The organism is Rhizobium etli 8C-3 (genome assembly GCF_001908375.1).
Lineage (GTDB): Bacteria > Pseudomonadota > Alphaproteobacteria > Rhizobiales > Rhizobiaceae > Rhizobium > Rhizobium etli_B.
This window is the reverse complement of the sequence record NZ_CP017241.1, coordinates 1935680-1955977: the sequence shown is the minus strand read 5'-3', so window position 1 is coordinate 1955977 and position 20298 is coordinate 1935680. Positions and strand designations below refer to the sequence as shown.

Genomic DNA, 20298 nt, shown 5'->3' with positions numbered 1-20298 from the left:
TCCGTTGCGGCGGAAAACGCCTCAAGATTTGCGCTTGGATCGAAGGGCCTTCAAAACGGCTGCCGGCACGAAGGCGCTGACGTCGCCGCCCATGGCCGCGATTTGACGGACCAATGTGGCGGTAATGGGCCGCGAGGCCGTCCCTGCCGGCAAAAAGATAGTCTGGACATCCGGTGCCATCTGACGATTCATGCCCGCCATCTGCATTTCGTAGTCGAGGTCGGTGCCATCACGAAGGCCGCGGATGAGCAGCGCCGCACCATGCATGCGCGCTGCATCCACAACCAGGTTGTCGAAGGAAACGACGGAGATGCTGCCGCTTTTCTGCGGCATGGCCTCGGCAAGCGCGTTTCGGATCAGCTCCGCCCTCTCCTCGAAGGAAAACAGCGGCGCCTTGCCGGGATGGATGCCGATCGCGACGATCACTCTTTCGGCGATGTTCAGCGCCTGGAGGAGCACGTCCAGATGTCCGTTGGTGAGCGGGTCGAAGGACCCCGGATAAAAAGCAGTTGTCATAAGACCCGGCCGTTTTTGTTCGATGCCTTTTGTCATGGATACCCGCATCCCGCAAGTCATTTGCCGCCTCGCTGAACGGTGGATGAATGCCGCGTTCAACGCGGTTTCAGATGCGATGCGCATAATCGGAAACATCAACGCAGCCGATGCCATCCGCATCCGACCATTCCGAAAGACATCGACATGCTGATCCTTGTTCTCGCACTTGCCGTCGTCCTCTCCCTACTTGCGGAGCTGGCATATGGGCTACCTGCAGGACCGCTACACGATGCGGTGGGTGCGCGCCGAAGTCATCGAGCATCACGCCATCATGCGCCGGATCGGAAGGGCGCGTTGAAACCTTCTGCCGAATCTGAACGCCAGATGAACAGGGCATTCAAGGTCGCTTCAGACCGGGCTTGCTAAACGACACGCCAACATCCGCCGGAACCATTTTCAGACGGATACGTTCACTTAACCGAAGCGTAGATGCGATACGCTGCACAGAGGGAAAACAAGATGCCCGACAAGATTACCATCATCAATGTATTCTGGATGGCAATGATCACGGGAATGCTTACCGCAACTGTCGCACTCTATGACCAGAAGACTGATACGTCCAAGGTATATGGTCCTTATGCGTCGGCTCGCACTGCCATCATAAGCCAGTACTGAGGAACGTGAACGCAACTTCGGAAAGGATTGCCCATGTTCACGATCTTGACTGTTCTCACCGCTCTCATCAGCGTCATGTTCATCGTGTCTGTGGTGTCAACCGTTTCAGCGCTTCGCCGCGAAAGCGAAGAAGTGAAGGCGTTCGACGAAAAGAAACACAGCATTTTCTGAGTTGAGTTCCCCTGCCCTTGGGCGCCTTCCCCTCCAGCGCCAGGGGCCATTCAAAAAGCCGGACGCCGTCCCCGCGTCCGGCTTTTTCGTTGCATGATTTCCGGCCGGCGGGGCGGATAAGCGCAAAAAAACGGGCGGCAGAGGCCGCCCGGTTCTCAACCAAAGACTGATTGTATTAATCTTCCGCTGCTGATGGCGCCTCGCCGCTTTCGATCGGCGTTTCGTTGACGATCTCGCCAACCTCCTCGCCGTCATCTTCCGGCTCGCTGATGCGTTCGACGGAGACGACCTTTTCATCCTTAGCGGTCGAGAAGATCGTTACCCCCTTGGTTGCGCGGCTGGCGATGCGGATGCCGCCGACCGGGACGCGGATCAGCTGCCCACCATCGGAGACCAACATGATCTGGTCGCCTTCATCGACCGGGAATGCGGCGACGAGCTCTCCGATCTCGCTCGTCTTGGAGGTATCGGTGGCGCGAATGCCCTTACCACCGCGGCCTGAGATGCGGAAGTCGTAGGAGGACGACCGCTTGCCGAAGCCCTTCTGCGACACTGTCAGCACGAATTGTTCGCGTGCCTTCAGTTCTTCGTAGCGCTCGTCTGTCAGCAGTCCCTCTTCCGTGACTTCCTCGCCGACCAGGGCGATATCCTCCTCGTCGACGCCCGTGGCGCGGCGTTCGACAGCGGAACGCTTGAGGTAGGCAGCACGCTCCCACGGTTCGGCATCGACATGGCCGACAATGGTCATCGAGATGATGCGGTCGCCGTTTCCGAGGTTGATGCCGCGCACGCCGATGGAATTGCGGCCCGCAAAGACTCGGACATCATCGACCTGGAAGCGGATGCACTGGCCTAGCGCCGTCGTCAACAGAACGTCGTCATGTTCGGTGCAGGTCTCGACGGAGAGGATTTCGTCGCCCTCCTCCTCGAGCTTCATGGCGATCTTACCGTTGCGGTTCACCTGGACGAAATCTGACAGCTTGTTGCGGCGAACCGTACCCCGTGTCGTGGAGAACATCACGTCGAGGCTTTCCCAGCTCTCCTCATCCTCCGGCAACGGCAGGATCGTGGTGATGCGTTCGCCAGGTGCGAGCGGCAGCATGTTGATCAGCGCCTTGCCCCGGGAGGTCGGGGTGCCGATCGGTAGGCGCCAGACCTTTTCCTTGTAGACGATGCCCCGCGAGGAGAAGAAGAGGACCGGTGTGTGCGTGTTCACGACAAATAGCCGGCTAACAAAATCCTCGTCGCGCGTCGTCATCCCGGAACGGCCCTTGCCACCGCGGCGCTGCGCGCGATAGGTCGTCAGCGGCACGCGCTTGATATAGCCGAGGTGGGAAACGGTCACGACCATATCCTCGCGGGCAATAAGATCCTCGTCGTCCATTTCGAGGCCGCCGTCGACGATCTCGGTGCGACGCGGCGTGCCGAATTCGTCGCGAACCGATGTCAGCTCGTCTTTGACGATGGTCTGGATGCGGACACGGGACGACAGGATATCGAGATAATCCTTGATCTCGTCGCCAATCTTATTGAGTTCGTCGCCGATTTCATCTCGGCCGAGCGCTGTCAGGCGGGCAAGACGGAGTTCGAGAATTGCCCGCGCCTGCTCTTCCGAGAGGTTGTAGGTCATATCCTCATTGATACGGTGGCGCGGATCGTCGATGAGGCGGATCAGGCTTTCAACGTCTTCCGCAGGCCAGCGGCGCGTCATCAGCTCTTCGCGCGCGGACTGCGGATCGGGCGCCTGGCGGATGACGCGGATCACTTCATCGATATTGGCGACCGCAATCGCGAGACCCACCAAGACATGCGCACGTTCGCGCGCCTTGCGAAGCAGGAATTTCGTTCTCCGGCTAACGACCTCCTCGCGGAAGAAGACGAAAGCGCGGAGCATATCGAGCAGGTTCATCTGTTCCGGCTTGCCGCCGTTCAGCGCCACCATGTTGCAGCCGAAGGAGGTCTGCAGCGGCGTGTAGCGATAAAGCTGGTTCAGGATGACTTCGGCATTGGCATCGCGTTTTAGCTCGATGACGACGCGATAGCCCTGGCGGTCAGATTCGTCGCGGAGGTCGGAGATGCCCTCGATGCGCTTTTCGCGCACCAGCTCGGCCATCTTCTCGATCATCGTCGCCTTGTTCACCTGATACGGGATCTCGGTGATGATGATCTGCTCGCGGTCGCCACGCATCGGCTCGATCGCGGCAACGCCGCGCATGATCACGGAGCCGCGGCCGGTCTCATAAGCCGAGCGGATGCCCGCGCGGCCAAGGATTTTTGCACCAGTCGGAAAATCCGGACCGGGTATGATCTGCATGAGCTCCGGCAGTTCGATCGCCGGATCATCGATAAGCGCAATGCAGCCATTGATGACTTCGGTCAGGTTGTGAGGCGGAATATTGGTCGCCATACCGACGGCAATGCCGCCTGCCCCGTTGACCAAAAGGTTCGGGAATTTCGCCGGCACCACGACGGGCTCGGAGAGCGTGCCGTCGTAGTTGTCGCGGAAGTCGACGGTTTCCTTGTCGAGGTCGTCAAGCAGGGAATGGGCCGCCCTTTGCAGACGGCATTCCGTGTAACGTTCGGCCGCCGGCGGGTCGCCGTCGACGGAGCCGAAGTTGCCCTGGCCGTCGATCAGCGGCAGGCGGAGTGACCAATCCTGCGCCATACGGGCGAGCGCGTCATAGATCGCGGCATTGCCGTGCGGATGGTATTTACCCATCACGTCACCGGTGACGCGGGCGCATTTGACGTACTTCTTGTTCCAGTCGATGCCGAGCTCGGACATCCCATAGAGGATGCGCCGGTGCACGGGCTTGAGGCCGTCGCGCACGTCCGGAAGCGCGCGGCTGACGATGACGCTCATCGCGTAATCGAGATAGGACCGCTGCATTTCCTCCATGATGGAGATGGGCTCGATGCCTGGCGGGAGCTTCCCGCCACCTGGGGGTGTTTGTTCAGTCAAAACAGATCACGATCTCTTTGTAGAATCACTGAAAGATTTATAGCCGAAAGGCTTGCCCGGCGCCAATTTGAGGCGTGGTTTTGAACAGACTTTGCGGCGGAAGGGCGGCAATCAAGCGATTTCGACCGCTTTTAGCGCCGGCCCGCCGCCCGTCATTTGCCAAATGGAAAACCTCGCTTCACAATCGCGAATAATCGAGCCTTCATATGGCGTTCCGGAGAGATAATGGCAAGCGCCGACCAGTTGATCAATGCTTTCACGACGCTGCTCGTCACGATCGATCCTCCCGGACTTGTGCCGATCTTTCTGGGACTGACCAGCGGGATGAGCCGCAGCCAGCGCAAGCAGGTGGCGCTGCGCAGCTCCGTCATCGCTTTCACCATCCTCGCCGTCTTTGCGCTCTTCGGCGCAAGCGTGCTCGGCGTGCTCGGTATTTCCATCGGCGCCTTCCGCATCGCCGGCGGTCTGCTGCTTTTCTGGATCGCCTTCGAAATGGTGTTCGAGAGACGGCAGGACCGCAAGGAAAAGACCAGCGAAGTGGCGATCACCAAGGATCACATCCAGAATGTCGCGGTCTTTCCGCTCGCCCTTCCTCTCATTGCCGGTCCGGGCGCAATCTCGGCGACAATCCTGCTTGCGGGTTCGCTGCCGACCTCTGTCGAGCGGGCACAGCTTCTCATCGTCATTGCCGGCAATCTTGGCTTGATGCTGGCGGCGTTGCTCATCGCCGACCGCCTCGACCGCTTTCTCGGCGTGACCGGCCGGGCGATCCTCACCCGCCTGCTCGGCGTCATCCTGGCAGCACTTGCAGTACAGTTCGTCGTTGACGGCATGAAGGCGGCGATGGCCGTCAGTTGAAAAGGTGCGCTGCCGTAAGGCACACCAACAGCGCTTGACTTCCCGCAGGCCTGCAGCACATGATTGGGTCTGGGGTCGCGATCACCCCACGAGGCGACAGCTGAAGTATCGCGTCCATAACCCGCACAACGGAGGACGCGTCATGCCGTCATTTCTGGAAATTTCATCCGACAAGCTCAACCGCATTATCGGAACGCCGAATGCGCCAATTATCATCGACGTCCGCACGGCAGAGGATTTTGCAGCCGACCCACGGCTCGTCCCGGGGTCGATCCGACGCAGCCACACTGATGTCAGCGAATGGAGCCGCGAGGTTGCTGGCTCGGCGGTCATCGTGTGCCAGAGGGGGCAAAAGCTCAGTCATGGCGTGGCCGCCTATCTTCGCCATTTGCGAAAGAGCGCGGAAGTTCTCGAGGGAGGATTCGAGGCGTGGCTGCAGGCCGGCGGCCAGGCAGTGCCCTATGTCAAGCTGCCGGCGTGCGACCCGCAAGGCCGTACGGTCTGGGTGACGCGGGCCCGTCCCAAGATCGACCGGATCGCCTGCCCCTGGCTGATCAAACGTTTCGTGGATCCCAATGCCGTGTTCCTTTTCGTTCCCGCATCGGAAGTGCCCGCCGTCGCTGACCGTTTCGGCGCGACGCCTTTCGACATCGAAGACGTTTTCTGGAGCCATCGCGGCGAGCGCTGCACCTTCGATGTGATGATCGAGGAATTCAATCTCACTTCCAAACCATTGCAGCATCTCGCCATCATTGTTCGCGGCGCTGATACGGCAAGGCTCGATCTCGCGCCAGAAGCTGCCGGTCTGCTCGCCGCCTCGCTCGGGCTTTCGCGGATGTTCACAGATGACCTGCAGCAGCTCGATGCCGGTCTCACGCTCTATGATGCGTTTTACCGATGGTGCCGCGACGCCACCGACGAAACCCATAATTGGCCCAACCCGAGGAGGGCGTAGTGATGTGGCCGAAATAGTGGATGTGGAACGGAACGACCGGCAGAGCGGCAATATCGTCCCACTTGGTGAGGCGGCGAAAGTGTGGGCACGGGTTGCGGCGCTCAGCTTCGGCGGACCGGCGGGACAGATCGCCGTCATGCACCGCATCGTTGTCGATGAGAAACGATGGATCGGCGAACGTCGCTTCCTGGATGCGCTCAATTACTGCATGCTGCTTCCGGGGCCAGAGGCCCATCAGTTGGCGATCTATATCGGCTGGCTGCTCAACAGGACGATCGGCGGCCTGATCGCCGGAGCTTTGTTCGTGCTACCAGGCTTCATCTCCATCCTTGGGCTGAGCTACGTCTATGCCGCCTACGGGAACGTGAGCCTTGTCGCCGGCCTGTTCTTCGGCTTGAAGGCGGCGGTGCTGGCGGTCGTGCTGCACGCGGTGTTTAGGATCGGAAGCCGAGCCCTCAAACACAACGTGATGATAGCCATCGCCACCGCCGCCTTCATAGCGATCTTCTTCCTCCACGTCCCGTTCCCGCTGATCATCGTCGCAGCAGGGATTGTTGGCTTCCTCGGCGGGCGCGTGGGTTCTGCCTTGTTCGAGGTGGGCGGCGGACACAAAAGCGGTTCGGGCCAAATCCTCGAAGATCGGGATTCCATCCTCGGAGAAGATACACCGCTCCATGCCCGGCCGAACCTCGCCTGGTCGCTGCGGTTGTCCGGCAGTCTTGCGGCTGCGTGGCTCCTGCCAGTCGCATTATTACTGGTGACGATGGGGTCCAGCAGTGTCTTTTCGCAGGTCGGGTTGTTCTTCAGCCAAATGGCTGTCGTGACGTGCGGCGGCGCTTACGCTGTCCTTGCCTATGTCGCTCAAGAAGCGGTCCAGCATTTCGGATGGCTGAAGCCGGGGGAAATGCTGGATGGCCTGGGTATGGCCGAGACAACCCCGGGACCGTTGATCAGCGTCGTCCAGTTCGTCGGCTTCATGGCCGCCTATCGGAACCCCGGATCGCTGGAACCAATGCTCGCTACCACACTTGCCGCGGTCCTGACGACTTGGGTGACCTTCATTCCGAGCTTCCTCTGGATTTTCCTCGGAGCGCCGTTTGTCGAAAGGCTGCGTGGCGAGGCTGCGCTGACAGGAGCGATGTCAGCCATCACGGCAGCCGTCGTCGGCGTGATCCTGAACCTTGCGATCTGGTTCGGCGTCCATGTGCTTTTTGCCGATGTGCACACCGCCTCATGGGGACCGGTTTCAATTGATCTCCCGGTTCCAGCTTCGCTCATCTGGCCGTCGCTGTTACTAACGGCCCTCGCCGCCTTGGCGATCTTTCACCTCAAGCTTTCGGTGATTATAACGCTGGCGATTTGCGCTGCAATCGGCGTTGCGTGGACCATTCTAACAGGTTCCGGCGCAATGGCGCCGTAACCACTAAAACATCGTTCGCGCCGAATGCTTCTGTGCAGAATCCGCCGCTGACAAGCAGCGGTCCTTAAGGAGGTGCTTCTTCATGTGGAGCGCCTCGACGTCAAGCGGATGAGCCACCAGGCGGCCCACAGTCACGACAGCGCCGGCACCAACCATGCGGAGTCATTCTTCACTGGCGCAAGTAGGCCCCTTAGGCAAGTTGCCGGACCGATTTCCACTCCCTAAATCTCATCGAGCGCGACCATGATTGAGCATCGGCGAAATCCAAGCTTCTGGAGTCTTGCCGCCTTAGTTTGAACCATACATGCGTGTCTCGCGAAACAAAGCCTCAGTCGAGGCTGGCAGGCGACGAGAACGGCCGATCGGCGTCCACCACGAAGATGGCCAACTGATCTAGAGCGGCTGTGCCGGCGCTGAACACCTGCATCGGCGTATCGGCCCCGTGTCCGATCATGGTCGTGCCGGCCTCGGCATAGCTCACCCCGTGGGGTGTTCTCTGGCCGACCTTGCCCGCTAGCACGTAGAAGACCTCCGATCCCGGATGCGTATGGATCGCCGACTTGACGCCGGGCGCTCCACCGCCGCGGTTGACGCGCAGCAAATACTCGCTTGCGCTGATCGGCGGGATGGGTCCGATCTCGACGACCTTGGTTCCGCCGGGCGTAGAGCCATCCTTCTGTCCAAGCGTGAACAGCCACACCTTGCCTGCGACGTCCGCCGCCAGCGAGGTCGGACCCGCAGCGCCCTCAGCCTGCGTCAGTGTTGGGAAGTTCTCCAGCCGCCAGTACAACTGTCCGGAAGGCAGTTCCTTCACCTTTTTCTCAACCACCGGCTCGACGACGAACTTGTTTTCTGCCGGCATCGATGCTGACGTCATCAGCCCGAAAGCACACAGTGAGAACATAAGCACGCCGATACAGCGCGCGCTGAGGAATCGCGGAGTCATGGTTGCTCCTCCTATCGATGCGACCTGTCCCCGATTGTGGTTGGGCGGCGGTTGGGATGAACCGCGGGTGTCAGCTTTCGATCGGGCGGGTTGTGAGCCGCAACCACCGCCTATTCACCGCCAATCTCACGGCTCAAACTATGATCCACTTGGCAACTTGGCGCAAGTGAGAGGCGGTTGTCCGATAAACCTGCGCGCGCATTGCCGACAAGTCGTCGTAACGAACCCAGGTGATAAAAAGCACCGCGAATTCGTTTTTGAAACAACGGCTCGCGGCGCTATGGTTTATCAATACGAGGAACACTCCATCCTGTCAGAACGGGATGTCGTCATCGAGATCGCGCGAGAAATTCCCGCCGCCACCGCTGCTTCGACCAGACGGCTGCGACGGAGCGCCGTAATCGTCTCCGTAATTGCCGCCACCACCGAAGTCGTTGCTGCTGCGTCCGCCGCCGGGGCTCGCGCCGCCGCCTTCGCCGCGGCCGTCGAGCATCGTCAGCGTCGAATTGAACCCCTGCAGCACAACCTCCGTAGAATAGCGGTCGTTGCCGCTCTGGTCCTGCCATTTGCGGGTCTGGAGCTGGCCTTCGATATAGAGCTTGGCGCCCTTCTTCACATATTGCTCGACAACCTTGCAAAGACCTTCGTTGAAAACGACGACGGTGTGCCACTCGGTCTTTTCGCGGCGCTCCCCTGAATTGCGGTCACGCCACGTCTCGGACGTCGCGATGCGAAGATTGGCAATCGGGCGGCCATCCTGCGTCCTGCGGATTTCGGGGTCTGCACCTACGTTTCCGATCAGGATTACCTTGTTCACGCTGCCAGCCATACTTCTCACCTTACTGCCGCCCTGCCCGGCGGCGCTTGAAACAATCGCTCTACCTTAAACTATAGAGCCCCGGGCATGCGCGTCCATCGCCCGTTCATCCACAAAGAAATTTGTTCTTTATTTGTTCTAGTTAATGCTTATGATCCTGTCAACAGAATCGAAAACCTCGCAACAGATGGATATTCAGCCTCGACTCGCCCGGCGGCATCACTAAATAAGGGGCTTACTCCAGCACAGAAGCAAAATTACGATGAGTGAACTCAAGACGATTTCCATCCGCGGCGCGCGCGAGCATAACCTCAAGGGTATCGACCTCGACCTGCCGCGCAACAAACTCATCGTCATGACCGGCCTTTCCGGGTCCGGCAAGTCCTCGCTCGCCTTCGACACGATCTATGCGGAAGGCCAGCGCCGTTATGTCGAAAGCCTTTCGGCCTACGCCCGCCAGTTCCTCGAGATGATGCAGAAGCCGGATGTCGATCAGATCGACGGCTTGTCGCCGGCCATTTCGATCGAGCAGAAGACGACTTCGCGCAATCCTCGCTCGACGGTCGGCACAGTCACCGAAATCTATGACTACATGCGCCTGCTCTTTGCGCGCGTCGGCGTCCCCTATTCGCCGGCAACCGGCCTGCCGATCGAGAGCCAGACTGTAAGCCAGATGGTCGACCGTGTGCTCGAATTCGAGGAAGGCACGCGTCTTTATATTCTGGCGCCGATCGTGCGCGGCCGTAAGGGCGAATACAAGAAGGAACTGGCAGAGCTCATGAAAAAGGGCTTCCAGCGCGTCAAGGTCGACGGCCAGTTCTACGAGATCGCCGATGCGCCGGTGCTCGACAAGAAATACAAGCATGACATCGACGTCGTCGTGGATCGCATCGTCGTGCGTCCCGACATGGCGTCCAGGCTTGCCGACAGCTTCGAAACCTCGCTGAAGCTCGCCGAAGGGCTTGCCATCGCCGAGTTTGCCGACAAGCCGCTGCCCCCGGAGGAAACATCTGCGGGTGGGTCGGCCAACAAGTCGCTCAACGAGACGCATGAGCGCGTGCTGTTCTCAGAAAAATTCGCCTGCCCCGTTTCCGGTTTCACAATTCCGGAGATCGAGCCGCGGCTCTTCTCGTTCAACAATCCGGCCGGCGCCTGCCCGACCTGTGACGGCCTTGGCGCACAGCAAAAGATCGACGCGGCGCTGATCATACCCGAAGCGGAGCGAACGCTGCGCGATGGCGCCATCGCACCGTGGGCAAAGTCGAGTTCCCCTTACTACAATCAGACGCTGGAAGCACTCGGCAAACATTACGGATTCAAGCTCGGAAACCGCTGGAGCGATTTGTCCGAAAAAGCGCAGGACGTCATCTTGAACGGCACGGACGAGAAGATCGAGTTCCACTATGCCGACGGCGCACGCTCCTACACCACGCATAAGAGCTTCGAAGGCATCATCACCAATCTCGAACGCCGCTGGAAGGAAACCGATTCGGCCTGGGCGCGCGAAGAGATCGAGCGATTCATGTCCGCGGCCCCCTGCCCCGCCTGCAACGGCTTTCGCCTGAAGCCGGAAACGCTGGCAGTGAAGATCAACAAGCTGCATATCGGCCAGGTCACCGATATGTCGATCCGTGTGGCACGCGACTGGTTCGAGGCGCTTCCCGCGACCTTCTCTGCCAAGCAGAATGAGATCGCAGTCCGCATCCTGAAGGAAATCCGCGACCGCCTGCGCTTCCTCAACGACGTCGGCCTCGACTATCTCAGCCTGTCGCGGAATTCCGGCACATTGTCGGGCGGCGAAAGCCAGCGCATTCGACTTGCCTCGCAGATCGGCTCAGGCCTGACGGGCGTGCTCTACGTTCTCGACGAGCCGTCGATCGGACTGCACCAACGTGATAATGCCCGGTTGCTCGACACGCTGAAGCACCTGCGCGATATCGGCAATACGGTCATCGTCGTCGAGCATGACGAGGATGCCATCCTGACGGCCGACGACGTGGTCGACATCGGTCCGGCAGCCGGTGTGCATGGCGGTCAGATCGTTGCGCACGGCACGCCGCAGGACATCATGGCGAACCCCAGATCGTTGACCGGCAAGTATCTGTCTGGCGAACTCGGCGTGCCGGTGCCCGACGAGCGGCGCAAGCCGAAAAAAGGTCGAGAGATCAAGGTGGTGGGCGCGCGAGGCAACAATCTGAAGAACATCACCGCCTCCATCCCACTGGGCGTTTTCACGGCGGTGACGGGGGTTTCGGGGGGTGGCAAATCTACCTTCCTAGTGGAGACGCTCTACAAATCGGCCGCACGTCGCGTAATGGGCGCGCGCGAAATTCCGGCCGATCATGACCGCATCGATGGCTTCGAGCACATCGACAAGGTAATCGACATCGACCAATCGCCGATCGGGCGTACGCCGCGTTCGAACCCGGCAACGTACACCGGCGCGTTTACGCCAATCCGCGATTGGTTCGCCGGTCTGCCGGAAGCCAAAGCACGTGGCTACCAGCCGGGTCGGTTCTCCTTCAACGTCAAAGGCGGGCGCTGTGAGGCTTGCCAGGGGGACGGCGTCATCAAGATTGAAATGCACTTCCTGCCTGACGTCTACGTCACCTGCGATGTCTGCCATGGCAAGCGCTACAATCGTGAAACGCTGGACGTGACCTTCAAGGGCAAGTCGATTTCGGACGTGCTCGATATGACGGTCGAGGAAGGTGTGGAGTTCTTCAGCGCCGTGCCGGCGGTTCGCGACAAGCTGCAGTCGCTATTTGATGTCGGACTCGGCTATATCAAGGTCGGCCAGCAGGCAAACACGCTTTCAGGTGGCGAAGCCCAGCGCGTCAAGCTGGCCAAGGAACTGTCGAAACGCTCGACGGGCCGGACTCTCTACATCCTCGACGAGCCGACGACCGGCCTGCACTTCCATGACGTCGCCAAGCTGCTTGAAATGCTGCACGAGCTGGTGAACCAGGGCAATTCGGTCGTGGTGATCGAGCATAATCTGGAGGTCATCAAGACGGCCGACTGGGTGCTCGATTTCGGCCCGGAAGGCGGCGACGGCGGCGGCGAGATCGTTGCGACCGGCACGCCCGAGGCGATCGTCAAGGAACCGCGGTCCTATACAGGGCAGTTCCTGAAGGAACTGCTGGAGCGCCGGCCGGTGAAGAAGACGTTTGTGGCGGCGGAATAGGCGTGTCGCGAAGGGCTCTGGCGACGGCGGAACAACGGGAGGAACACATGAGCAAATCCGGCAGCATCCGCGTCGGCGTCGGCGGCTGGACTTTCGAGCCCTGGCGCGACCACTTCTACCCATCAGATCTCAAGCAGAAGGACGAGCTGCATTATGCCAGCCGGCAGTTGAAGGTCATCGAGGTTAACGGCACCTATTACAGTTCGCAGAAGCCGGAGACATTCGCCAAATGGGCATCCGACGTGCCGGATGGTTTTATATTTTCGTTAAAGGCCAGCCGCTTCGTGACGAACCGGCGCGTGCTCGGCGAGGCCGGAGAATCCATGAAACGTTTCCTCACGCAGGGGCTGACCGAACTCGGCGGCAAGCTCGGCCCGATCCTCTGGCAACTCGCGCCGACGAAGAAGTTCGATGCCGAGGATTTCGAAGCCTTCCTGAAGCTCTTGCCGGACACGCAGGACGGCCTGCCTTTGCGACATGTCGTCGAGGTGCGCCACGATTCCTTCAAGGTGCCTGAATTCATCTCGCTGCTGGCGAAATACGGCGTAGCGCCGGTCTGCGCCGAGCACTACGAATATCCGATGATCGCCGACGTCACGGCGGACTTTGTCTATGCCCGGCTGCAGAAAGGTTCGGACGACATCAAGACCTGCTACGCTCCCAAGGATCTGAAGGCCTGGGCCAAGCGCCTGGAGACATGGGCCGAAGGAAAAGTTCCGGATGATCTGCCGCTGATCAACAAGGAACGGAAGGTCAAGAGCGAGCCCCGCGACGTTTTTGCCTTCATGATCCACGAGGGCAAGGTCAATGCGCCGTTCGGCGCGATCGCGCTTCAGGAAGAGGTCGGGAAGTAGCAGCCCGCCTAGAGCGGTCGCACATGGGCCACGAGATCTTCGGCCGTCAGGCCCTTGCCGACGCGCTGCCCGGCTTCACCATGCAGGTAGACGCCGCATGCAGCAGCCTCGAATGCGGGCAAACCCTGCGCCAGAAGCGCCCCGATCATGCCGGAAAGGACATCACCTGAGCCAGCCGTCGCGAGCCAGACCGGTGCGTTCGTGTTGATCAGAACCCGTCCATCCGGCGACGCGATAACGGTATCGGCGCCCTTGTAGACGATCGCTGCATTGGCGCGCTGTGCAGACGCCTGCGCCTTTTCGACTTTGCTCAGTCTTTTGTCTGCCGCAATATCGGGAAAGAGGCGTGCGAACTCGCCTTCATGCGGCGTCAGTACCACATGCGGCTCGTCTTCCGCAAAGAGCTTGAAAAGCTCTCGTGGATCCTCCTTGAACGACGTGATGGCGTCTGCGTCGAGCACGAGATGACGGTCTTTGAGCGCGGCGATGAAGTCTCTTGTTCTTGCACCAATCCCGAAGCCTGGTCCGAGGACGAAAGTCTGCAGGCGCTTGTCGGCCAGCCAGTCGCGCAACGCCATCGCGTCATCGACGACATGCAGCATGACGGCGGTCAAATGGGCGCTGTTTTCGGCCATTGCATCCCCTGGCGTGACGATGGTTACGAGACCGGCCCCCGCTTTCAGCCCAGCCATCGCAGACATCCGCGCAGCACCTGTTCTACCGGCTCCGCCTGAGAAAACAGCAAGGTGTCCGCGCTTGTATTTGTGCGTCTCCAGTTTCGCAGGGGCCAGCAGGTGCGCCCATTTTTCCGGAGTGTTTTCGGCAATCATTCCGGACGAACAAAACTTGATGATACGGCCCGGAATGCCGATGTCGGCAACCTCGACTCTGCCGCAAAGCTCCCTGCCCGGCATCAGCAAGTGACCGGGTTTACGCGTCATGAACGTAACGGTGTGAGCCGCTTTGAATGCCGTACCCAGCACCTCGCCGCTGCGGCCGTCGAGCCCGGATGGCAAGTCGACGGAAATGACGGGAACTGCAGCGTCTGTCACCTTCTCTATGACGGAACGCACCTGCAGCGGAACATCCCGTCCGAGACCCGCCCCGAAGATCGCATCAACGACAACATCGCCCGGCCTCGAAACATAAACATTGAGCGGCTGCGAGGCGAGCGCGCATTCGGCCCTTGCCCGCGCGGCGTCGCCGCGAAGCCTGGCCGGATCGCCGAAATGGAAGACGGCAACCTCGGCGCCGCTTTCCACAAGCCGACGGGCCGCGACATAGCCGTCGCCGCCATTGTTGCCGGGGCCGCAAAGAACAGCGAAGCGCAGTGCGCCGGGATACAGCCGAAGCGCGGCACCCGCGACGGCCGCCCCAGCGCTCCACATCAGCCCGAAAGAGGCGATGCCCGACGCGGCCGCGGCCGCATCGACGGCAGCCATTTCTGCAGGCGTCAGGAGTAGGTCACCCAGTTTTTCTGCCATGCGCCATTCAAGTCAAAAAACGCCTAAAAAACAACCTGATTCAAGATCCCATTTGCAGATTAAAATTTAGTCGTTTGCCTAATATCGGGGCATTTCAGCTTGGGCGGAAGCTATAAGACGCTCGCGGGATTTTTCCTGATTTTGCGCGATTTTTGAATTTTGGATGGCAATCCCAATCGATTTTGCGGGAAAAAACGCCTCAAAAAGTCCCGAGAAGCCGTAAATTCGGGGGGAATTGACATATTTTTTCGCTCTTCGGCGTTGCGAACTGGCACGATACCTGCATCATGTCTCGCGAGCGGCAATTTGCCCGCTTTAACGGGAGAAGCGGAGAGTCATTTTCTCATGAAAAAGATCGAAGCGATCATTAAGCCTTTCAAGCTGGACGAGGTGAAGGAAGCCCTTCAGGAAGTCGGCCTGCAGGGCATCACTGTCACGGAAGCAAAGGGCTTCGGTCGTCAGAAGGGCCATACGGAACTTTACCGCGGCGCTGAATATGTCGTCGACTTTCTGCCCAAGGTGAAGGTCGAGGTCGTGCTCGCCGACGAAAATGCGGAAGCCGTCATCGACGCGATCCGCAAGGCCGCGCAGACCGGCCGAATCGGAGACGGAAAGATTTTCGTATCCAACGTCGAAGAAGTTATTCGAATCCGTACCGGCGAGACCGGCATCGACGCTATATAAGGCGGCTCGCCCGACGCGGCGAAATTTATTCATCGTCATTGCAAATGAAAGGGAGATTTCATGGCGACCGCGAACGAAATTCTTAAGCAGATCAAAGAAAACGACGTCAAGTTCGTTGATCTGCGCTTTACCGACCCCAAGGGCAAGCTGCAGCACGTCACGATGGACGTTTCGTGCGTAGATGAGGATATGTTCGCGGACGGCGTCATGTTCGACGGTTCCTCGATCGGCGGCTGGAAGGCGATCAACGAGTCCGACATGGTGCTGATGCCGGACACTGAAACGGTTCACATGGACCCGTTCTTCGCCCAGTCCACCATGGTCATCGTCTGCGATATTCTCGATCCGGTTTCAGGCGAAGCCTATAACCGCGATCCGCGCGGCACGGCAAAGAAGGCCGAGGCCTACCTCAAGGCATCCGGCATCGGCGACACGATCTTCGTTGGTCCGGAAGCTGAATTCTTCGTTTTCGACGATGTGAAGTACAAGGCCGATCCTTACAATACCGGCTTCAAGCTCGACAGCAGCGAACTGCCGTCGAACGACGATACCGACTACGAGACAGGCAACCTTGGCCACCGTCCGCGCGTCAAGGGCGGTTATTTCCCTGTTCCGCCGGTCGACAGCGCCCAGGACATGCGCTCGGAAATGCTGACGGTGCTTGCCGAAATGGGTGTCGTCGTCGAGAAGCACCACCATGAAGTGGCCGCCGCCCAACACGAACTGGGCATCAAGTTCGACACGCTCGTCCGCAATGCAGACAAGATGCAGATCTACAAGTACGTCGTGCACCAGGTCGCCAATGCCTACGGCAAGACGGCAACCTTCATGCCGAAGCCGATCTTCGGCGACAATGGCTCGGGGATGCACGTGCACCAGTCGATCTGGAAGGGCGGCAAGCCGACTTTTGCCGGTGACGAATATGCCGGCCTTTCCGAAACCTGCCTTTACTACATCGGCGGCATCATCAAGCATGCCAAGGCTATCAACGCCTTCACCAATCCATCGACCAATTCTTACAAGCGTCTCGTTCCGGGTTACGAAGCACCGGTGCTGCTTGCCTATTCGGCCCGCAACCGCTCGGCCTCCTGCCGCATTCCGTTCGGCTCCAACCCGAAGGCTAAGCGCGTCGAAGTGCGCTTCCCCGATCCGACCGCAAACCCGTATCTCGCTTTCGCCGCCATGCTGATGGCCGGTCTTGACGGCATCAAGAACAAGATCCATCCCGGCAAGGCCATGGACAAGGATCTCTACGATCTGCCGCCGAAGGAATTGAAGAAGATCCCGACTGTTTGCGGTTCGCTGCGTGAAGCCCTCGAAAGCCTCGACAAGGACCGCAAGTTCCTGACGGCCGGCGGTGTCTTCGACGACGATCAGATCGACGCCTTCATCGAGCTGAAGATGGCAGAGGTGATGCGCTTCGAGATGACCCCCCATCCGGTCGAATACGATATGTACTATTCGGCTTGATTGCTCAGCGGGAGGCTCCGGTTAGCCGGAGCCTTCCTTCCTTGTCACTGAGGCTGATGGCGGCATGACACTCATGTGACGAAGACCCGCAAGAATCTTGATTTGGGCGGGTCCAATCACCAAATCAGGTGATGAAAGGAAGTCGTACCATGAAAGAAAGAGTAGCAAAGTTCAGTATCGGTGAAGTGGTCCGGCACAAGGTTTTTCCGTTTCGCGGCGTCATCTTCGATGTCGATCCGGAATTCGCGAATACCGAAGAGTGGTGGAATTCGATCCCTCCCGACGTCCGCCCTGACAAGGACCAGCCCTTCTACCACCTGCTCGCGGAAAATGACGAAAACGAATATGTCGCTTACGTCTCCGAGCAGAACTTGGTGAATGACGAAAGCGGCATTCCGCTTCGCAATCAGCAGGTTTATCAGATTTTCGATCAAGCGCCGTCCGGCCAGCTCAAACCCAAGATGAGCTTTGCCCACTAAGACGCAGAATCGATTATGATTTCAAACCCCGCTCCGGCGGGGTTTTCGTTTGCCGTAATGACAAAACCCGGCGCGGTGGCCGGGTCCTTGTCCATTCTCTTGCGCGCTGGCACGATTACTGCGCCTTGGCGGCGTTCTGTGCGTCTTCGAGCTTCTTGCGGGCTTCTTCAGCTTTCTTCTGCATGCTGTCCTGCAGGCTCTTTTGGCTTTCGGCGAGCTTGTTTGGCGAAACGGCTTCGCCATCATAGGCGCCGGTAAAGCCTTCGAGCGAAATCTTGATCGGGTTCGGCGCGCGGCGGAAGTTGATTGACGTGAAGATCACATCGCTTCCCTTCTTGAGGCCGGCGATCATCGCATCTGTCAACGGGATTTCGGCGGTGCACTTGTCCGGCAGGCAGACGGCATAATCGAGCTTCTGGCCCTTGTTGTTATCGACCTGCATCATGATGCCGGGCGGAATCAGGCGGGCGGTCGGCACCGAAACCTGCAGAATCTTGCGGTTGACCTTGCCCGAGATACTGATGAGGCCGACAGCCGTGACGAGCTGGCCGCCGTTGGCGAGGATCAAGTTCTGAACGACACAGATATCGTTGTCTTCCTGCTTGCTGCAGGTCTTGTACCAGCCAAGACGCGGCGCGCCGGCAGCTTGGGCGGGTGCGTTTGCACCTTCCTGCGCGAAAGAAGATACCGGGGCCGAGGCGGCGCCGAAAGCTACTGCCAGTACGGACAGAGCTGCCCGCATTTTCTTATCAGACTTGAACATCATAACGGATTCTGTCTCCTGATACCCATTCGGGACCGCGATCTGCCGTCCTCTCCAACCGGGGTCATTCGGCATTCCACCTCCAAGAACATTAAGGCAAATGCATGTCCCCCAAAACCCGGGACCACCTGTTACATTGAGGTGATCCAGATATCCAGTATTTCTTTGGCAATTTCTGGATGGGTCGAAAGATTTCGGCGTGCAATGTTCGATTTGGCGCCGTGCATGATAGTCTTCGGCCGAATCGTGCCTTTTGCCGGAAAGGATTTAAGCATGCTCCGGGTTGTTCTCCCCCTTGCCTTTACGCTGTTCTGCGGCACCGTTGCTGCCAGCCCGCTGCATGGAATCGCCATGCACGGGGAACCCGCCCTGGCGCCGGATTACAAGCATTTTCCCTACGTCAACCCGGACGTGAAAAAAGGCGGCAGGATCACCTATGGCGTCGTCGGCACCTTCGACAATCTTAACCCCTTCATCTTGAAAAGCATGAGAACGACAGCGCGCGGCATGTGGGATCCGGACTATGGTAACCTCGTCTACGAATCGCTGCTGTTGCGCTCCCGGGACGAGCCTTTCACTCTCTATGGACTGCTTGCGGAAACGGTCGAATGGGACGAGGACCGCACGTTCATCCAGTTCAATCTCAACCCGAAAGCCAAGTGGTCCGACGGACAGCCGGTGACGGCCGACGACGTCATATTCTCCTTTGAGTTGCTGCGCGACAAGGGACGCGTGCCGTTTGCGAATCGTCTCAGCCTTGTCTCCAAGATGGAAAAGGTCGGAGAGCGAAGCGTGCGCTTCACTTTCAACGATAAGGCAGACCGCGAAACTCCGATGATCTTTGGGCTTTTTCCAGTCCTGCCCAAGCACGCCATCGATCCAGAAACCTTCGATCGAACGTCTCTCGTGCCGCCGCTCGGCTCCGGCCCTTACAAGATCAAGACGGTGAGGCCCGGCGAGAGTATCACCTATGAGCGGGACCCAGACTATTGGGGCAAGGATATTCCCTCCAAGGTCGGCATGGACAATTACGACCAGATCACCGTTCAGTATTTTCTTCAGGACACGACGCTCTTCGAAGCCTTCAAGAAGGGCGATATCGACGTCTATCCCGACGGCAGCCCCGGCCATTGGGCGACGGCCTATAATTTTCCGGCGGTTTCTTCCGGTACCGTGATCAAGGATGCATTCCCGTCGAAGCTGCCGAGTGGCATGTTCGGCTTTGTCTTCAACACGCGACGGCCGGTTTTCGCCAACATCAAGGTCCGCGAGGGACTGTCGCTGATCTTCGACTTCGAATGGGCGAACAAGACGCTTTATTCCGGTGCCTACAAGCGTACGCAGAGCTTCTGGCAGAATTCCAAGCTTTCGAGTTTAGGCGTTCCGGCCGACGCGCGCGAACTCGACATGCTCGGCCCGATCAAGGACAAGATCGAGCCTGCCATCCTCGAAGGGACCTATAAGATGCCTGTGACCGATGGTTCCGGACGCGACCGCATCGTGCTGAAAAAGGCAGTGCAGGTGCTGAAAGAAGGCGGCTATTCGATCCAGGGCGGCAAGATGGCGGATGCCAATGGCAAGCCGCTTTCCTTCGAGATCATGACTCAGAATGCCGATCAGGAGAAACTTGCGATCGCCTTTCAGCGTTCGCTCCAGACGCTGGGCATTGCCGCTTCGATCCGCACGGTGGATGATTCGCAATATCAGAACCGCACCAATAGTTTCGACTATGATGTTATACTTAAATCTTATGTGTCGTCGCTCTCGCCTGGCAATGAGCAGCTTTCCTATTGGTCCTCGGCTGCGCGCGACCGCGAGGGCAGTTCAAATTTCGCCGGCGTTGCCGACCCAAATGTCGATGCTTCGATCAAGCATATTCTCACGGCGCGCTCCGACGAGGATTTCACCGCTGCCGTCAGGTCGTATGACCGATTGCTGCTTTCTGGCCATTATGTGTTGCCCCTCTATCACATCGACCAGCAATGGGTCGCACGCAACAAGCGGCTCGGCCGTCCGGATGTTGTGCCGCTTTACGGTTACCAGCTTCCGACCTGGTGGGATCAGAGCGTGCAATAAGC

The 20298-nt window shown here is 59.1% G+C and carries 17 protein-coding genes; 11 read left to right on the top strand and 6 right to left on the bottom strand.

The annotated features are described in order from the left end of the window. Nucleotides 1–21: 21 nt before the first annotated feature. Complete coding sequence (gene coaD, locus AM571_RS09960; RefSeq protein ID WP_074063157.1) at nt 22–516, bottom strand: pantetheine-phosphate adenylyltransferase; 495 nt, start codon at nt 514–516, stop codon at nt 22–24. Nucleotides 517–984: 468 nt separating this feature from the next. Between coaD and AM571_RS36180 the strand changes: the two genes are divergently transcribed. Both AM571_RS36180 and AM571_RS36930 read left to right on the top strand, forming a co-directional pair. Next, on the top strand, nt 985–1170 hold the full coding sequence (locus tag AM571_RS36180; protein ID WP_132552545.1) for a hypothetical protein: 186 nt from the start codon (nt 985–987) through the stop codon (nt 1168–1170). Between the two features lie 33 nt (nt 1171–1203). Next, complete coding sequence (locus tag AM571_RS36930) at nt 1204–1341, top strand: hypothetical protein (protein WP_165918579.1); 138 nt, start codon at nt 1204–1206, stop codon at nt 1339–1341. A 175-nt stretch (nt 1342–1516) separates the two neighbouring features. On the opposite strand, the gene gyrA is transcribed toward AM571_RS36930, so the two are convergent. Continuing rightward, nucleotides 1517–4303, bottom strand: coding sequence for a DNA gyrase subunit A (gyrA, locus tag AM571_RS09950; RefSeq protein ID WP_074061258.1), 2787 nt, complete (start codon nt 4301–4303; stop codon nt 1517–1519). Nucleotides 4304–4528: 225 nt separating this feature from the next. On the opposite strand from gyrA, the gene AM571_RS09945 reads away from it, so the two are divergent. The 3 genes from AM571_RS09945 to chrA all read left to right on the top strand — a co-directional run bounded on the left by AM571_RS09945 (nt 4529) and on the right by chrA (nt 7536). Then, the gene (locus AM571_RS09945) at nt 4529–5161 is read left to right on the top strand and encodes a MarC family protein (protein WP_074061257.1); all 633 of its coding nucleotides are present in this window, start codon (nt 4529–4531) and stop codon (nt 5159–5161) included. 142 nt (nt 5162–5303) lie between these two features. Further along, nucleotides 5304–6116 (top strand): chromate resistance protein ChrB domain-containing protein, encoded by an 813-nt coding sequence (locus AM571_RS09940; protein WP_074061256.1) that lies wholly within the window; start codon nt 5304–5306, stop codon nt 6114–6116. Between the two features lie 4 nt (nt 6117–6120). Next, complete coding sequence (gene chrA / locus AM571_RS09935; RefSeq protein WP_074061255.1) at nt 6121–7536, top strand: chromate efflux transporter; 1416 nt, start codon at nt 6121–6123, stop codon at nt 7534–7536. 328 nt (nt 7537–7864) lie between these two features. Here the strand turns inward: chrA and AM571_RS09930 are convergent, their stop codons facing one another. Further along, the gene (locus AM571_RS09930) at nt 7865–8482 is read right to left on the bottom strand and encodes a hypothetical protein (protein ID WP_074061254.1); all 618 of its coding nucleotides are present in this window, start codon (nt 8480–8482) and stop codon (nt 7865–7867) included. A gap of 313 nt (nt 8483–8795) precedes the next feature. Continuing rightward, nucleotides 8796–9311, bottom strand: coding sequence for a single-stranded DNA-binding protein (locus tag AM571_RS09925; protein WP_074061253.1), 516 nt, complete (start codon nt 9309–9311; stop codon nt 8796–8798). Nucleotides 9312–9561: 250 nt separating this feature from the next. On the opposite strand from AM571_RS09925, the gene uvrA reads away from it, so the two are divergent. Both uvrA and AM571_RS09915 read left to right on the top strand, forming a co-directional pair. Continuing rightward, the gene (uvrA, locus tag AM571_RS09920) at nt 9562–12486 is read left to right on the top strand and encodes an excinuclease ABC subunit UvrA (RefSeq protein ID WP_074061252.1); all 2925 of its coding nucleotides are present in this window, start codon (nt 9562–9564) and stop codon (nt 12484–12486) included. A gap of 47 nt (nt 12487–12533) precedes the next feature. Beyond that, entirely contained in the window at nt 12534–13340 is an 807-nt protein-coding gene (locus AM571_RS09915; RefSeq protein ID WP_074061251.1) for a DUF72 domain-containing protein, read from the top strand. An 8-nt stretch (nt 13341–13348) separates the two neighbouring features. On the opposite strand, the gene AM571_RS09910 is transcribed toward AM571_RS09915, so the two are convergent. Continuing rightward, nucleotides 13349–14824, bottom strand: coding sequence for a bifunctional ADP-dependent NAD(P)H-hydrate dehydratase/NAD(P)H-hydrate epimerase (locus tag AM571_RS09910; RefSeq protein WP_074061250.1), 1476 nt, complete (start codon nt 14822–14824; stop codon nt 13349–13351). A 345-nt stretch (nt 14825–15169) separates the two neighbouring features. Here AM571_RS09910 and AM571_RS09905 point away from each other — a divergent pair, with 345 nt between their 5' ends. From AM571_RS09905 to hspQ, 3 genes are all read left to right on the top strand, one after another. Then, on the top strand, nt 15170–15508 hold the full coding sequence (locus AM571_RS09905; RefSeq protein WP_003539626.1) for a P-II family nitrogen regulator: 339 nt from the start codon (nt 15170–15172) through the stop codon (nt 15506–15508). 60 nt (nt 15509–15568) lie between these two features. Further along, nucleotides 15569–16978: a type I glutamate--ammonia ligase gene (gene glnA, locus AM571_RS09900; protein WP_022715580.1), complete on the top strand. Its 1410-nt coding sequence runs from the start codon at nt 15569–15571 to the stop codon at nt 16976–16978. Nucleotides 16979–17127: 149 nt separating this feature from the next. Then, a complete protein-coding gene (gene hspQ / locus AM571_RS09895; RefSeq protein WP_022715579.1) occupies nt 17128–17457 on the top strand; it encodes a heat shock protein HspQ in 330 nt (109 codons plus the stop codon). Nucleotides 17458–17572: 115 nt separating this feature from the next. Here the strand turns inward: hspQ and AM571_RS09890 are convergent, their stop codons facing one another. Continuing rightward, nucleotides 17573–18223: an invasion associated locus B family protein gene (locus tag AM571_RS09890; RefSeq protein WP_074061249.1), complete on the bottom strand. Its 651-nt coding sequence runs from the start codon at nt 18221–18223 to the stop codon at nt 17573–17575. Between the two features lie 270 nt (nt 18224–18493). On the opposite strand from AM571_RS09890, the gene AM571_RS09885 reads away from it, so the two are divergent. Continuing rightward, a complete protein-coding gene (locus AM571_RS09885; RefSeq protein ID WP_074061248.1) occupies nt 18494–20296 on the top strand; it encodes an extracellular solute-binding protein in 1803 nt (600 codons plus the stop codon). The last annotated feature ends 2 nt before the right edge of the window (nt 20297–20298 follow it).

Coding starts and splice junctions, on each gene's coding strand:
- hspQ (WP_022715579.1), top strand. CDS start 17,128: ATGAAAGAAAGAGTAGCAAAGTTCAGTATCGGTGAAGTGGTCCGGCAC.
- AM571_RS36930 (WP_165918579.1), top strand. CDS start 1,204: ATGTTCACGATCTTGACTGTTCTCACCGCTCTCATCAGCGTCATGTTC.
- AM571_RS09925 (WP_074061253.1), bottom strand. CDS start 9,311: ATGGCTGGCAGCGTGAACAAGGTAATCCTGATCGGAAACGTAGGTGCA.
- AM571_RS09930 (WP_074061254.1), bottom strand. CDS start 8,482: ATGACTCCGCGATTCCTCAGCGCGCGCTGTATCGGCGTGCTTATGTTC.
- AM571_RS09910 (WP_074061250.1), bottom strand. CDS start 14,824: ATGGCAGAAAAACTGGGTGACCTACTCCTGACGCCTGCAGAAATGGCT.
- coaD (WP_074063157.1), bottom strand. CDS start 516: ATGACAACTGCTTTTTATCCGGGGTCCTTCGACCCGCTCACCAACGGA.
- glnA (WP_022715580.1), top strand. CDS start 15,569: ATGGCGACCGCGAACGAAATTCTTAAGCAGATCAAAGAAAACGACGTC.
- AM571_RS09940 (WP_074061256.1), top strand. CDS start 5,304: ATGCCGTCATTTCTGGAAATTTCATCCGACAAGCTCAACCGCATTATC.
- AM571_RS09885 (WP_074061248.1), top strand. CDS start 18,494: ATGCTCCGGGTTGTTCTCCCCCTTGCCTTTACGCTGTTCTGCGGCACC.
- uvrA (WP_074061252.1), top strand. CDS start 9,562: ATGAGTGAACTCAAGACGATTTCCATCCGCGGCGCGCGCGAGCATAAC.
- AM571_RS09915 (WP_074061251.1), top strand. CDS start 12,534: ATGAGCAAATCCGGCAGCATCCGCGTCGGCGTCGGCGGCTGGACTTTC.
- AM571_RS09905 (WP_003539626.1), top strand. CDS start 15,170: ATGAAAAAGATCGAAGCGATCATTAAGCCTTTCAAGCTGGACGAGGTG.
- AM571_RS36180 (WP_132552545.1), top strand. CDS start 985: ATGCGATACGCTGCACAGAGGGAAAACAAGATGCCCGACAAGATTACC.
- AM571_RS09945 (WP_074061257.1), top strand. CDS start 4,529: ATGGCAAGCGCCGACCAGTTGATCAATGCTTTCACGACGCTGCTCGTC.
- AM571_RS09890 (WP_074061249.1), bottom strand. CDS start 18,223: ATGATGTTCAAGTCTGATAAGAAAATGCGGGCAGCTCTGTCCGTACTG.